Annotated in this window: 12 protein-coding genes; 3 read left to right on the top strand and 9 right to left on the bottom strand. The window is 65.3% G+C overall.

Translation table 11 applies throughout. The annotated features are described in order from the left end of the window. Positions 1–47: 47 nt before the first annotated feature. The 4 genes from cas3f to AB3G31_RS00115 form a co-directional block, all read right to left on the bottom strand. Positions 48–3,395: a type I-F CRISPR-associated helicase Cas3f gene (gene cas3f, locus AB3G31_RS00130; protein ID WP_367848219.1), complete on the bottom strand. Its 3,348-nt coding sequence runs from the start codon at positions 3,393–3,395 to the stop codon at positions 48–50. After that, the gene (gene cas1f, locus AB3G31_RS00125) at positions 3,392–4,375 is read right to left on the bottom strand and encodes a type I-F CRISPR-associated endonuclease Cas1f (protein WP_367848218.1); all 984 of its coding nucleotides are present in this window, start codon (positions 4,373–4,375) and stop codon (positions 3,392–3,394) included. Before cas1f ends, cas3f begins: the two co-directional genes overlap by 4 nt. A gap of 100 nt (positions 4,376–4,475) precedes the next feature. Further along, positions 4,476–4,865 carry a surface-adhesin E family protein gene (locus tag AB3G31_RS00120; RefSeq protein ID WP_367848217.1) on the bottom strand — a complete coding sequence of 130 codons (390 nt, stop codon included), beginning with the start codon at positions 4,863–4,865 and terminating at the stop codon, positions 4,476–4,478. A 58-nt stretch (positions 4,866–4,923) separates the two neighbouring features. After that, complete coding sequence (locus AB3G31_RS00115) at positions 4,924–5,361, bottom strand: hypothetical protein (protein ID WP_367848216.1); 438 nt, start codon at positions 5,359–5,361, stop codon at positions 4,924–4,926. Between the two features lie 162 nt (positions 5,362–5,523). On the opposite strand from AB3G31_RS00115, the gene AB3G31_RS00110 reads away from it, so the two are divergent. Beyond that, positions 5,524–6,717 (top strand): methyltransferase, encoded by a 1,194-nt coding sequence (locus AB3G31_RS00110; RefSeq protein ID WP_367848215.1) that lies wholly within the window; start codon positions 5,524–5,526, stop codon positions 6,715–6,717. Here AB3G31_RS00110 and crcB read toward each other — a convergent pair. From crcB to AB3G31_RS00090, 4 genes are read right to left on the bottom strand one after another with little or no spacing between them, the layout of a single operon-like run. Continuing rightward, entirely contained in the window at positions 6,714–7,112 is a 399-nt protein-coding gene (gene crcB, locus AB3G31_RS00105; RefSeq protein ID WP_367848214.1) for a fluoride efflux transporter CrcB, read from the bottom strand. The genes AB3G31_RS00110 and crcB overlap by 4 nt on opposite strands. 9 nt (positions 7,113–7,121) lie before the next feature. Continuing rightward, entirely contained in the window at positions 7,122–7,799 is a 678-nt protein-coding gene (locus AB3G31_RS00100) for an SPOR domain-containing protein (protein WP_367848213.1), read from the bottom strand. A gap of 4 nt (positions 7,800–7,803) precedes the next feature. Further along, positions 7,804–8,562, bottom strand: coding sequence for a biotin--[acetyl-CoA-carboxylase] ligase (locus tag AB3G31_RS00095; RefSeq protein ID WP_367848212.1), 759 nt, complete (start codon positions 8,560–8,562; stop codon positions 7,804–7,806). Next, positions 8,559–9,068 carry an SET domain-containing protein gene (locus AB3G31_RS00090; protein ID WP_367848211.1) on the bottom strand — a complete coding sequence of 170 codons (510 nt, stop codon included), beginning with the start codon at positions 9,066–9,068 and terminating at the stop codon, positions 8,559–8,561. Before AB3G31_RS00090 ends, AB3G31_RS00095 begins: the two co-directional genes overlap by 4 nt. Before the next feature lie 139 nt (positions 9,069–9,207). On the opposite strand from AB3G31_RS00090, the gene AB3G31_RS00085 reads away from it, so the two are divergent. Both AB3G31_RS00085 and gstA read left to right on the top strand, forming a co-directional pair. Further along, positions 9,208–12,153: a DNA topoisomerase III gene (locus AB3G31_RS00085; protein WP_367848210.1), complete on the top strand. Its 2,946-nt coding sequence runs from the start codon at positions 9,208–9,210 to the stop codon at positions 12,151–12,153. A gap of 179 nt (positions 12,154–12,332) precedes the next feature. Beyond that, positions 12,333–12,944 carry a glutathione transferase GstA gene (gene gstA / locus AB3G31_RS00080; protein WP_367848209.1) on the top strand — a complete coding sequence of 204 codons (612 nt, stop codon included), beginning with the start codon at positions 12,333–12,335 and terminating at the stop codon, positions 12,942–12,944. A 94-nt stretch (positions 12,945–13,038) separates the two neighbouring features. Here the strand turns inward: gstA and AB3G31_RS00075 are convergent, their stop codons facing one another. Further along, on the bottom strand, positions 13,039–13,392 hold the full coding sequence (locus AB3G31_RS00075) for a RidA family protein (protein WP_367848208.1): 354 nt from the start codon (positions 13,390–13,392) through the stop codon (positions 13,039–13,041). Between the last annotated feature and the right edge of the window lie 81 nt (positions 13,393–13,473).

Below are 13,473 nucleotides of genomic sequence, written 5' to 3'. Positions count from 1 at the left end.
ACTGCCGCATAGGCAGCACTAGGCCGACTTTGCGTCGGCCTCTTTTTTCAACTTTTCGCTTTGGTAAACCCCAGCGCCGGGTGAAAGCGCCAGCCATTGGCGTTGGCGGGTAAGCGCACCGTGCCAAAGCGGCGTGCGCAGGCCTCCAGCGGCAGGTCGAGTTCGGTAGCCAGGGCGGTCAGGGCCTCCATGTAGTCGGTATGGCCCCAAGCGGTGATGCGTTCGCCTTGCACCTTGGCATCGAGGATGCGGTCGTTTTGAGAAGTTTCGACTTCGACATAGACGGTTTCCCCCCGGCGGCCCCCTTTCTTTTCCATCAACTGGACCAGCACATAGTCTTCGCCCTCGGCATCTGGGCGCAGCTCCAGATCGACGCGCTGCAGGGGGTCGTAGCGAAACGGCTGTTGTTGCGGCAGCACGGCGGTGAGTAGCGCATCCGCCGGGGCCAGGTGCCACCAGCTGGCCGCATTCAATGAGGGGCTGGCTGCCAATGGCAAGGGGTGCATGGTGGCCTGCATACGGGCGTGCTCCAGGTCCACCAGCCGCCCGCGGGGCTGCAGGTTGCTGCGGGCCAGGATGCGGGGCCGGGCATCGACGACGTCGCGCTCGGTGGCATCCAGCAGCACGCCCAGGCCATGGGGATGCAGGGGGAACTGCTTTGTCTCAAAACCGGGTTTGCAGAAGGCGGGTTCGTTTGGTTTTCTAAAGTGGAGCAGGTTGAACTCAAACACCCGGATGTTGGGCGTGCTGCAGGCACCCTCGCGGTGTCTGCGCACCCGGCCTGCCAGCTGGATGAGGGAGCGCATGGACGACGGCTCCACCACGGCCCAGTCGTAGTCGTGGTCGCGCCCCACTTCGGTGACGGGTGAGCCGAGCACGATGAACAGGTGGTCGGCTTGCGGGTGAGCGTCCAGCCGCTGGCGCACGTCGGGCAGGCTGAACACGGCATCGGGCTGGCGGCGGTTGAGTGAGTGGTCTAGTTGCCGTTCGATGGCCGACCGGATCAGCAGCGGAAACTGCGAGTGGTAGCTGCACAGGTGGACGCGCACGCCGTCGGGCCAAGGCAGGCGGTACAGCTCCAGGGCCACATCGACCAGTGGCTCGATGTTGGCCATGCGCACCAAGCCAAAACTCACTCGCTTGCCGCTGCGGGTGTCTACGCTGTGGTGCTTGTGGTGTAGCCCGGTGGTGTGGCGAATGACTTCTTTGGCAAAAAGTGGTGGCAAGAGGTCGCGGTGCTTGCCGGTGAGGTCTAGCGGCACCAACACGGCCCGGCGGCGCACCTCGGCCTGCCCCAGGCGCTGTGCCCGGCGCGTGGCGAAGGTGGTGTGTGCCTGCAGAAAGCCGGGGCCTTCTGGGCAGTCGGTTTGCTGCACATCGAACTCATCTATCCAGGCGCAACAGATACCTGTGCCCGTAGCCGCTGCGCCCCTATTGCGCTGGTAGTGCTGGCGGCCATGGCGGTAGGCCTCGAACAGGCCGTGCACCAGGGCGGGCGGCAAGGTGGCTGACGACAGCAGCACCCGCGCACCCAGCAGCCCGGCCCAGTGGACCAGGCGGGTGAGTGCGGGCAGGTCGTCGATATCGAAGTCATCCGGTTCGTCCAGCACCAGGTCGCCGCTCATCAGGCGCAGCATGGGCGCAATCTGGCGACCACCGCGTTGGCTTTCGGTGGCGGGGGTCAGGTGGTCGATGGTGCAAACCAGCACCGGGGCGGCCAGCAGGGCCTTGACCGCCGGGTCGTGCATCACCCGTTGCAGCAGGGGGTGGGCATCGGGGTTGCCTTCAAACAGCACGTGGCTGTCTTCGTCCAGCAGGGCTTGGCGCGAGGCCGAGCCGGTTTTTTCGGCTTCGCGTTCAAAGTGCTCGAACAGGGTGCGGCTGGCACTGCCGCCTACGCGGATCGCCAGCTCGTCGTCGCCCAGGCCCAGCAGGTCGCGGAACGCCCTGCCCGTTTGCAGTGTCAGGGTGCGTAGGCCCATGGCAAAGGCACAGCGCATGCCATGCTGCGGGTCGGCCAGCGCGTACATGGTACGGGCATTGGCCAGGGTTTTGCCGCAGCCGGTCGAAGCCATGTTGACGATGAATGCACCTTGTACTTGCGCCCGTTCCCGCAGGGCCTGGGCCATGTCGGCGGCTTTGTCTTGCCAGCGGAAACGGGCATCCTGGGCGCGCTTTTTCAGCGTGCGGTGGCGGGCCAGGCGGGGCAAGCTCAACTCAAAACGTGGCAGGGCATGGGTCACTTCGCCACTGTGCTGGGCGACACCCAGCAAATGCTCGTCCAGGGTTTGGTTGAGTTGGCTGGCCGCGCCCTGGGTGTTGGCATACAAAGGGTAATTTTTTTCGCCAGAGGTGCGCCCCTCCACAGGCCGGCCTTTGTCGTCCACACCCAGGCTGGAGTAGTGGTGGTCGGCCAGCATCAGGCACAGGCGCGAGACATGCATGACATACGGGTTGGCCAGCCAACCGCTGTGGTCGGGGGCTTGCACCAGGGTTTGTAAGCGCACAGCCAGACGGGCTGCGCGTTTGCGCCATAGCGCGGTGGTGACAGGCAAGCCGTGTGGAAACTGCCAATACAACGGCAAGAGGGTGGCATCGCCTGTGTCGGTGCGTTCGTTCCAGCCTGCGTCGATGCCGCGCAGAACATCTTTGAGTGCAGCTGCGCTCATCCAGCCGACTCTTGCACCCAGGAACGTGGCCGGGTCGGCATCTTTGGCCGGGGCTACAGGCAAGCGGTGGTGGGTCAGCACCAGCCAGCCCAGAGCTTGCGCCAGCGGGGCCTGGGTCAATCTTGCGAATGGGGTTTGGGTCGATGGGTCTTGCCCATCCCGCTGCAGGCGAGCCAGCCAGGTGGCGTTGTCTTGCTCTGTGGGATTGGCCAAACGGGCCAGCCAGGTCGTGTCGTCGTCGGTGCCCACAAAGGCTTCGAATAGGCGCAGCGACACCCACTCGTGGCGGTATTGGTTGCGCTCTTGCAGTTGGCCCCGCAGGCGCATCTGGAAGGCCTGGCTGGCTTTGCCCAGATCGTGCAACAGAGCGGCCAGCGCGGTGAGCAAATGGATGTCTTGCCCGGTGTGCCAGTCGTTCTCGTCCTGCTGGCGCAGGATGTTGCGCTGTGTGGTGTTGGTGGGCACCGCACCTTGGTTGTTGAACTGGCTGGCATCGCCCACCAGCCACAGCAGTTCGCTGTGGTCTTGCCCGCGAATCCAGTGGCAAGCCACGGCGGTGTTGCGGCGCGCGGTCTTCTTGAGCAGCAGGCGCAGGGTGTCCAGGCCTTGCTGGGTGATGGGGGTTTGCCATGTGCGGTCGCCGCGCCGTTCGGCAAACTGGTCGAGGATGCGGCGGGTTTCTGTGAGAGCGCGTTTGCTGCATTGAGAGATCAAGAGGACGTTCACAGAGCTTGCCTTCCCACCGTCACCGCCACATCTTTCAGGGTGTCGATCATGAAGTCCAGGGCTTCGGTGCGGGTGAGTTTGTCGATGCAGGCGCGGCGAAAAGCCTGTTCGTCGTCGCCGCGCATGGCCGAGACAAAGGCTTGCGGCAGGATCACCGCGTCCTTGACCAGATCCGCTACGTCAAATACCAAGCCACCTCGCCGGGTTTTGCCGTGTAGCACGGCCAGGCCATGGGGTAGACCCAATACCCAGGTGGCGCTGGCTGCCAGGCCGTAGGCGAGGTAGTTGCCGTGGTCCAGAAAGCGGTTGGCCGGGTCGGCCCCGCTGCCGCGTTTGCCCCGCACGAAGTCGCCATAGTTCACCGCACTGGCGGCGAACTTGTAGAGCTGTTTGGTCAGGCGGGCTTCGTCGGTGAGCAAAATGGTTTGGTCGGTCGCATGGTCGATGGCTTGCAGCGCTTCGGTCAATACGGCTTCCAATAGCTGCGCATCGCCGCCAAAGCCTTCGTCCCGTAGCGGGCGGCTGTGCAGCCAATGTTCGCGTACCCGGGCGATGCGTGCGCGCTGGAAGGCTTTGGCCGCCTCTAGCCGCAAGGCATCGGTAAACCAGAATTTGACCCATTGCTGCAGGTATTCGGTGGGGCGGTATTCGCTTTGTGGCGAAAACCAGGCCATCTCGACATCCACTTCGTTGGCGCTGAACAAAGGTGTGCCGCCCCCGCCGCAGAACCCTACCAACACACCCGCTTTGGCCAGTTCACGCATCGCTGCCTGCGTGACCGAGGTGCCGGTGCCCAGCATCACCGTGACGGTGTTGGCGATAGGGATGTTCCAGTAAAGGGAGCGCTTGCCTTCATCCGTTACGTATTCCACCCGGCCTCCGTTGACCAGCACGCGGCAATGCTCCAGGTAGTAGATGTTGGCGCGCTTGGAATGCAGGATGGATTTCAGGTCGCTGGGGCGGATGTCGTCCGTCGGCATGGTGGCCTTGTACTGAGAGTTGGGGACACCAGTATCAGGGTAAGTGTGCGCAATCGCGATGCCCGGTGGGTTTGCAATCTGCACCCGGTACGCGGGCTTCTCAGGGATGCATACACGCCATGTCCACCACCCGCCGCATGGTGGTTTTGGGGGCGACATCGTTCCAGCTCATGGGGCCGTGCTCGGAGTACACCATCTTGCCTTGGCCCATGGGCTCGGGGTGCGCGGAGCCGTAGATGCGGCGCACCCGGCGGGCGGCGCAGTCGACTTCGATCTGGTCCTTGGACGAGGCGTACGGACCGCCGGGGCCCACCTGCGGCGTGGTGTGGTCGCGCAGCACCCAGACCATCACGTTCGCGCCCACCTTGGGGGGGATTTCCGAGTCGACGTAGAAGACCGAGGTTTCGCTGGTGGCGATGCGCACCCAACTGGCCAGCGCCGGGCCGCAGGCCAGGGCCCACAGCAGGGGCAGCAGCAGGGGTTTTTTCATGGGGTGGATTGTGGCCCGTTGGCCGGCGGGGGTGTTGCGCCAGGTCAAGGGTGGGCGGCTAGCCGGTGGCCGTCCAGCGGCAGCTGCCGTCGTCGCCCACGTCAATGGCCGGGTTCTCCACGAAGGTGGTGCCCAGGCCGGTGCGCTTGGGGGTGTAGACGAAGCGCTGGATGCGGGCACCCTGGGTCTCCACCTCGTAGCTGCCCATGGCCAGGCCGCCGACGATCTCCAGCCACACGGTGGTAAACGCCATGGGCCGCCCAGGGGCGGTGTCCACATGCGACTCGCGCATGCGCACCAGGCTGATGGGGCGGCTGTGGCTGCCGTAGCGCACGAAGCCACCGGCCCAGCCGCTGGTGTCGTCGCCCACGGTGCTGAATTGCAGCTGGACGGGTTTTTTGCTGCCCTCGGCCACCAGGCAGCGGGTGTTGAACGGGCCGGCATGGGCCGCCGGGGCCAGCGTGGCCAGCAGCAGGGTCAACAGCAGTAATCGCATGGTCCAGTGTTCCCGGTGAAGCGGCCACTATACCGGCTCTGAAAATTTATAGAAAATACGGCCCTGGCGCTTATACCTTCAGCGTAAGCAGCTCTTAAAAGTAGAGCAAAACCCGCCGCGGGCCCAAGCCGTTGTGTGTCCATCTGTTAAAAGACCCCGACTATGCCTACCCCTATTGCCTCCACTCCCTCTGCCGACAACACCATCCACTGGACCGAGGCCGACCAGCCCCAGTCTGCCCATTGGCGTTCCGAGCGCGGCGCACCCGCCCCGAAGCGCGTGGTGCTGGCCGACGACACCATGTCGGCCGACACCGCCTACCGCCTGGCCTGCGAGGGCACGGCCCTGCTGTGGCGCGGCGATTTCCACAACGCCCGCCAGCTGCTGCAGGCCATGGCCCGGCGCATCGACAAAACCCCGGCGCGCAAGCAGCGCAAAGCCCCCAAGGAAGCCGCCGCCCCGGCCGAGGCCTTCCACCTGTACCGCCAGGCCCAGGCGCAGCGCGCCCGGGTGCTGAACATGCTGCTGCTGCCGGTGAATGCCGACTACAGCATCCCGCTGCGCCGCGCGCCCAATGTGCACGCCGCCTGCCTGGCCGCCTGGGGCCCGGCGGACCTGGCGGCGGGACCGTCGGTCATCACGCTGCGCGAGTTGCAGGGCCTGACCAGCACCCACGAATGGCGCCGCAAGGGCCTGGAGATTGCAGCGCTGGGCGAGGCCCCGCTGAACCGCATCCACCCGCACTACGGCGTGTTTTCGCCGGTGCGTGGCGAGTACATCGACCTGGTGGCCAAAGCGCCCTTGCCCGCGCCCGGCATTGCATTTGATATTGGCACTGGCACCGGCGTGCTGGCCGCCGTGCTGGTACGGCGCGGTGTGGCCCAGGTGGTGGCCACCGACACCGACCCGCGCGCACTGGCCTGTGCCCGCGACAACCTGGCCCTGCTGGGCGTGGCCAAGCAGGTGCAGGTGGTGCAAACCGATTTGTTCCCCGAAGGCCAGGCCACGCTGATCGTCTGCAACCCGCCCTGGCTGCCCGCCCGGCCCGGCTCGCCCATCGAACACGCGGTGTACGACGAAGACAGCCGCATGCTGCTGGGCTTTTTGGCCGGGTTGAAACAGCATTTGGCCCCGGGTGGCGAGGGCTGGCTGGTGCTGTCCGACTTTGCCGAGCACCTGGGCCTGCGCACCCGCGCCGAGCTGCTGGCCGCGTTTGACACCCATGGCCTGAAAGTGGTGGAGCGCCTGGACGCCAAGCCGGCACACCCCAAGGCCACCGATGCCACCGCTGCTCTGCACAAGGCGCGGGCGGCGGAAGTTACCTCGCTGTGGCGCCTGGCCGTAGCGGGAATTTAAAAGGTCTTGACCCAGCCCACGGTGGCCATGCCCAGCACGGTCATCAGCAGGGAGCCCACCACGTGGACGGAGATGGCCAGCCCGGCCCACAGCATGCGGCCCTGCTGGACCAGGGTGACCACCTCGGCGGAGAAGGTGGAAAAAGTGGTCAGGCCGCCCAGAAAGCCGGTAATCACCAGCAGCCGCCATTCGGGTGGCAGGCCGCCATGGTCGGCAAAGTAGGCCACGGCCACGCCGATCAGGTAGCCGCCCAGCATATTGGCCAGCCAGGTGCCGGGCGGGATGCTGGGGTACACCGCATTGAAGGCCAGGCCCAGGCCCCAGCGCAGGATGGCGCCCAGCGAGGCCCCTGCGGAAATGGCCAGCAGCGAGCGGCCTAGTTGGATGGCATCCATGTCGGGCTCCTAGGCCGGGCAGGTTTTCAGGGCTTTGCCGCCCAGCTCGGGCTTGAGTGCCTCCAGCCGGGTTTTCAGCGCCGCGTTCACCGCGGGCAGCTTCAGCCGCATGCCGTGGGTTTCCAGGCGCTCGGCCACCACGTGGGCGGTGCGCACGCCGTGCTGGGTCACCTCGCCCAGCAGTTTGTTGGCCCCGGCCTCGCTGTCAAAGCTGCCCAGCGACAGGCCGGGCTCCAGGTTGGCGGGCGCGGGTTCGAACCGGATGCGCATGCCGCGCAGCTCGGCCTTTTTGCGCTCCAGCAGCTCGGCATTGGCGTAGCGGCCCATGTAGACCATCCAGCGGCCCGGCTCCACGCCCGGCTCCAGCGACCACGACCCGGCGGGCAGGGTATCGGCCAGGGCCTTGGCCAGCAGGGTGCCACGCGCCACGTCGAACAGGCCTGCGGTCAGGCATTCGGTGGGCTCTGCGGGCGCGCTGGCCACCACGGCGGGGGCTGCGGCGGCCGACGCGGCTTCGGCAGTGTGCGGCGGCACCAGCACCACCAGTTCAGGGTGGATCTGCTGCGCCAGCCGCTGCGGCTCGGACACCGGGGCCGGTGCCAGGCCATAGGCCGCCAGCAGGCCCTGCGACCAGGCGAAATACACGCCGTTGGCCAGCAGAAAAAATAAAACGATTCCGCGCAGCATCGGATTAACCGGCCTCTTTGGCGGGGCGCACGCTGACTTCGGCGCTGGTGACCGTCTGCATGCCCTCGGGTGTTTGCACCCGCAGGCCGCCCAGGGCGTCCACACCGCGGGCCATGCCGACGGTGCCGTTGCTGAGCGTCACGGCGCGGTCCCGCAGCAGGTCGCGCTGGGCAAACTGCGGCTGGAACGGGGCAAAACCGGCCAGTTCAAAGGCTTTCAGCGCCTGCACCAGCGGGGCGGCGATGCGCAGCAGGGCGGCACCGGCATCCACGTCCGGCAGCACCTCTTGCAGCCAGGCCGGGGCGGTAGACAGGCCGGTAGCCTCCCGGGGCGCGATGTTCAGCCCAATGCCGACCACGGCCACGCGCTGGTCGCCCTGGCCTGCGGTCTCGATCAGGATGCCGCCGAGCTTGCGGCCCTGCAGCCACACATCGTTGGGCCATTTCAGCTGCAAGTCGGGGTGCAGGCTTTGCGCCACGGCCACGCCCACGGCCAGCGACAGGCCCGACCAGTCGGCGGGGGCCAGCGGCAGTGCCAGGGAAAAAGTGAGTGATTCGCCCACGGCGCTGTGCCAGTCGCGCCCCAGGCGGCCCCGGCCCGCGGTTTGCTGCTCGGCCACCAGCAGGGTGGGCTCACAGTGCCCGGCGCGCACCCGTCGCATCAGCTCGCTGTTGGTCGAGTCGATTTGCGGCAGCACCTCGACGGTGAAGTCGGGCAGCAGCGGGTAGATGGCTTCCCAGATGGACTCGGCGGGCCAGATCATTTGCGCAGCTTGCTGATGCGGCGCTTGGGGGCCAGCAGCGTGCCCCGGCAGCTGGGGGCGCCGCACCAGCAGGGGTATTCGGCCTTGAGCTTGGGGGTGTAGCGCTCTTCCAGCATCAGGCCGTAGTCGTAGTTGAGCTCTTCGCCCGCGGAGATGTCGCGCAGGGCGATGATGAAGATGCGTCCGTCTTGCTCGTCGGTCTCGCAGTTGGGCTCGCAGGCGTGGTTGATCCAGCGCGAGGCGTTGCCGCCAAAGTTGGCGTCGATGACGCGGTCTGCGTCCACGTGGAAGTAAAAAGTGTGGTTGGGCTGGCTGGGGTCGTGCGGGTGGCGCTCCTGGGCTTCGTCCCAGGAAATGACCTCGCCCACGTACTCGGCCACCACCTCGCCCGCAGCGATGTCTTGCAGGGCAAAAACGCCTTTGCCGTGCACGCCAGAGCGGCGCACCTGGATGCGGCGGCCGGTTTTTGCAACGGCTTTGACGGGGGTTTTGGAAGTCAAGGGCAAAACTCTGTTAACTTAAATAAGGGAACCGAACGTGCGCAATTGCGCACAGGTTGAAATGGATTGTAGAAGTGGCCCCGGCTATATACGTGCCGCCGCCCCGCAAAGCCCCCCACAGAATTCAGAAATTGGCGAAATTCCTATGACAAAAACCTTGGTGATTGCAGAAAAACCGTCTGTTGCGCAAGACATCGTGCGTGCGTTGACACCGACGGCGGGCAAGTTTGAAAAGTTCGACGAGTATTTCGAGAGCGACAAATACGTGGTCACCAGCGCGGTGGGCCATTTGCTGGAAATCCAGGCTCCGGAAGAATTTGACGTGAAGCGCGGCAAGTGGAGCTTTGCGCACCTGCCCGTCATTCCGCCGTACTTTGACCTCAAGCCGGTCGACAAAACCAAAACGCGCCTCAACGCCGTGGTCAAACAGGCCAAGCGCAAGGACGTGACCGACATCATCAACGCCTGCGATGCGGGCCGCGAGGGGGAGCTGATCTTCCGCCTGATCGAGCAGTATGCGGGCGGCACCAAACCCCTGAACAAGCCGGTGCGCCGCTTGTGGCTGCAGTCCATGACGCCGCAGGCCATCCGCGACGGCTTTGGCGCGCTGCGCTCCGAGGCGCAAATGCAGGGCCTGGCCGATGCGGCGCGTTCGCGCTCCGAGGCCGACTGGCTGGTGGGCATCAACGGCACCCGCGCCATGACCGCGTTCAATTCGCGCGACGGCGGCTTCTTTCTGACCACCGTGGGCCGGGTGCAAACCCCCACCCTGTCGGTGGTGGTGGAGCGCGAGGAAAAAATCCGCAAGTTCGTCAGCCGCGACTACTGGGAAATCCACGGCAGCTTCCAGGCCGAGGCCGGTGCCTACCCCGGCAAATGGTTCGACCCGCAATTCAAGAAGCCGCCACCCGGCCCCGACGGCCAGCCCGACCCCGAGCAGCGCGCCGACCGCGTGTGGAACGCTGCCGAGGCCCAGGCCATCGCCAACGCCGCCCGGGGCAAGCCCGCCACGGTGACGGAAGAAAGCAAGCCCACCACGCAGGCATCGCCCGCCCTGTTCGATTTGACGTCGCTGCAACGCGAGGCCAACAGCCGCTTTGGCTATAGCGCCAAGACCACGCTGGCCCTGGCCCAAAGCCTGTACGAGCGCCACAAGGCCCTGACCTACCCGCGGACCGACTCCCGCGCCCTGCCCGAAGACTATTTGCCCGTGGTGCAGCAAACCATGGCCATGCTGGCCGACAGCGGCATGGCACACCTGGCCCCGTTTGCCAAGCAGGCGGTGGCGAACAACTACGTCAAACCCACCAAGCGCGTGTTCGACAACAGCAAGGTCAGCGACCACTTTGCCATCATCCCCACGCTGCAAGCCCCCAGTGGCCTGAGCGAAGCCGAGCAGCGCCTGTACGACTTTGTGGTGCGCCGCTTCTTGTCGGTGTTCTTCCCGAGTGCCGAGTACCAAATTACCACGCGTATCAGCACGGTGGCTGTAGAGGCGAAGAAATACGCCTTCCGCACCGACGGCAAGGTGCTGGTCAAGCCCGGTTGGCTGGCCATCTACGGCAAGGAAGCCGTCAGTGACGACGACGAAAAAGACGGCAAAAACCTGGTCATCGTGCGCCCCGGCGAGGTGGTGCAAACCATCGCCGCCGACCCCAAGGCCCTGAAAACCCGGCCCCCCGCGCGCTACTCTGAAGCCACCCTGCTGGGCGCCATGGAAGGCGCGGGCAAGACCATCGACGACGACGAGCTGCGCGAAGCCATGCAGGAAAAAGGCCTGGGCACCCCGGCCACCCGCGCCTCCATCATCGAAGGCCTGATTGCCGAGAAATACCTGCTGCGCGAGGGCCGCGAAATGCTGCCCACCGCCAAGGCCTTCCAGCTCATGACGCTGTTGCGCGGCCTGGGCGTGGAAGAACTCTCCAAGGCCGAGCTCACCGGCGAGTGGGAATACAAGCTGGCGCAAATGGAGCGCGGCCAGCTGAGCCGCGAGAGCTTCATGGCCGAGATTGCGGGCATGACCGAGCGCCTGGTCAAGAAAGCCAAGGAATACGACCGCGACACCATCCCCGGCGACTACATCACCCTGGCCACGCCCTGCCCCAACTGCGGCGGCATCGTGAAAGAAAACTACCGCCGCTACACCTGCACCGGGGCCGATGGCCACAGCGACGGCTGCGGCTTCTCGTTTGGCAAGTCGCCCGCGGGCCGCACCTTCGAGCGCACCGAGGTCGAGCAGTTCATGCGCGACCGCAAGATCGGCCCGCTGGACGGCTTCCGCTCCAAGGCCGGCTGGCCGTTTACCGCCGAGATGACCATCAAGTTCGACGAGGAAACCAAGAACTACAAGCTGGAATTCGACTTTGGCGACGACAAGAAGGGCGAAGAATCTGGCGAGCTGGTGGACTTTACCGGCGTCCCCTCGCTGGGCAACTGCCCCAAATGCGGCAGTCCGGTGCACGAGCACGGTGCCAATTTTGTGTGCGAAAAAACCGTGCCCACCCTGGCCCAGCCCACCCCCAGCTGCGACTTCAAGAGCGGCAAGATCATCTTGCAGCAGCCGGTAGAAAACGCCCAGATGGCCAAGCTGCTGGCCACCGGCAAGACCGATTTGCTGGACAAGTTTGTCTCCATGCGCACCCGCCGCGCCTTCAAGGCCCACCTGGCCTGGGACGCGGAAGCGGGCAAGGTGAATTTTGAATTTGCGCCCAGCAAGTTCCCGCCTCGTCCAGGTGCAGCCGGTGCTGCGGCCAAATTTGCCGCCAAGGCTGCCCCGGCGAAAAAAGCAGCTCCAGCCAAAAAAGTGGCCGCTGCGAAAAAAGTACCCGCCAAGAAAGCCGCTGCCAAAAAAGCCAGCACCAGCACCGGCGGCCTGACCCCCAGCGCCGCCCTGGCCGCCGTGGTGGGGGCCGAGGCCCTGCCGCGCCCCCAGGTCATTAAAAAGCTGTGGGACTACATCAAGGCCCACAACCTGCAAGACGCCGCCAACAAGCGCAACATCAACGCCGACGCGCTGCTGGAGCCGGTGTTCGGCAAGCCACAGATCAACATGTTTGAGCTGACGGGGCTGATCGGCAAGCACCTGGCGTAAAACGCCGACTGCTCCTTAAAATATAGCTGCCTGTGCTTATGCCATAAGCACGGAGGCCGTATTTTTTGTAGGGAACCCGAGGGCTTACCTTGTGTAACGATTGGGGGTGGATAGCCTGGCTCGGAGTGTGCAGGGCATGCATAAGATAGGCGTCCTCCACCACCACCCACCGGAACCTTATGAAACTGTTTTTCTCCCCTGGCGCTTGCTCATTGGCCCCCCACATCGTGTTGCGTGAGGCGGGTGCCGCGTTCACCGTGGAGCAAGTCGACCTGGGCAAGCATGTGACGGCCGCTGGAGGCGACTACTACGCCGTGACCCCCAAGGGCCAAGTGCCCCTGCTGCAACTCGACGACGGCGCGGTGCTGAGCGAAGGCCCGGTCATCTGCCAGTACATCGCCGATCAGGCCGGCAACACCACGCTGATGCCCGCCGCGGGCAGCATGGCGCGCTACCGCGTGATGGAGTGGCAGAACTACATCACCGCCGAGCTGCACAAGGGCTTTTCGCCCCTGTTCAACCCGGCTTTTGCCGCCGATGCCAAGGCCACGCATGCCCAGATGCTGCGCAAGAAGTTGGTCTGGGTCGACAGCAAGCTGGCCGGGCGCGATTACCTGACCGGTAGCGACTTCACCGTGGCCGATGCCTACCTGTTCGCCGTCAGCGGCTGGGCGCCCATGGTCCAGCTGGACCTGTCGGACCTGGTCCACCTGCAGGCCTTTCGCGCCCGCGTGGCCGCCCGCCCTGCGGTACACCAGGCCCTGCAGGCCGAAGGTTTGATCCCCGCGTAAGCGCTGTACCCCGCGTGGGGTTATTCCGCTGCTATTGAAAGAAGAGCTGTTCGTGTCGATGCTATCGGCGCAAATAGCTCTTTTGGCTTGTGCATCAGGCGGTGGCCGCGATCACCATGATCTCGACCTTGATCTCCGGCTTGGCCAACCGGGCCTCGACCGTGGCGCGGGCCGGGCCGATGCCGGTGGTGCCGATCCAGGCATCCCACACCGCGTTCATGGCGGCGAAGTCGCCCATGCTGGAGAGGTAGATGGTGGCGGTGAGGATGCGCGACTTGTCGCTACCGGCCAGGGCCAGCACGCTGTCGATCTGGTCCAGCACGCTCTGCGTCTGGGCGGCGATGGGCAGGCTGGCATCTTCGGGGATTTGCCCGGCCAGGTAGGCCACGCCGTTGTGGAGGGTGGCGTCGCACAGGCGGTTACCGGGGTGGATGCGCTGGATGGTCATGGTGTGGCTTTCAAGGAGTGGAAGGGGTAAACGCTTTGATCGTAAACATGTTTTATGGCCTGCCCTAAGGCCATCCATCGC

The sequence above is a fragment of the Rhodoferax sp. WC2427 genome (assembly GCF_040822085.1).
GTDB lineage: Bacteria > Pseudomonadota > Gammaproteobacteria > Burkholderiales > Burkholderiaceae_C > Rhodoferax_B.
Note: the sequence above shows the minus strand (reverse complement) of the source record. Positions and strands in the feature narration are given on the sequence as shown.

Coding starts and splice junctions, on each gene's coding strand:
- crcB (WP_367848214.1), bottom strand. CDS start 7,112: ATGGATGCCATCCAACTAGGCCGCTCGCTGCTGGCCATTTCCGCAGGG.
- AB3G31_RS00075 (WP_367848208.1), bottom strand. CDS start 13,392: ATGACCATCCAGCGCATCCACCCCGGTAACCGCCTGTGCGACGCCACC.
- AB3G31_RS00110 (WP_367848215.1), top strand. CDS start 5,524: ATGCCTACCCCTATTGCCTCCACTCCCTCTGCCGACAACACCATCCAC.
- cas1f (WP_367848218.1), bottom strand. CDS start 4,375: ATGCCGACGGACGACATCCGCCCCAGCGACCTGAAATCCATCCTGCAT.
- AB3G31_RS00120 (WP_367848217.1), bottom strand. CDS start 4,865: ATGAAAAAACCCCTGCTGCTGCCCCTGCTGTGGGCCCTGGCCTGCGGC.
- AB3G31_RS00115 (WP_367848216.1), bottom strand. CDS start 5,361: ATGCGATTACTGCTGTTGACCCTGCTGCTGGCCACGCTGGCCCCGGCG.
- gstA (WP_367848209.1), top strand. CDS start 12,333: ATGAAACTGTTTTTCTCCCCTGGCGCTTGCTCATTGGCCCCCCACATC.
- AB3G31_RS00085 (WP_367848210.1), top strand. CDS start 9,208: ATGACAAAAACCTTGGTGATTGCAGAAAAACCGTCTGTTGCGCAAGAC.
- AB3G31_RS00095 (WP_367848212.1), bottom strand. CDS start 8,562: ATGATCTGGCCCGCCGAGTCCATCTGGGAAGCCATCTACCCGCTGCTG.
- AB3G31_RS00100 (WP_367848213.1), bottom strand. CDS start 7,799: ATGCTGCGCGGAATCGTTTTATTTTTTCTGCTGGCCAACGGCGTGTAT.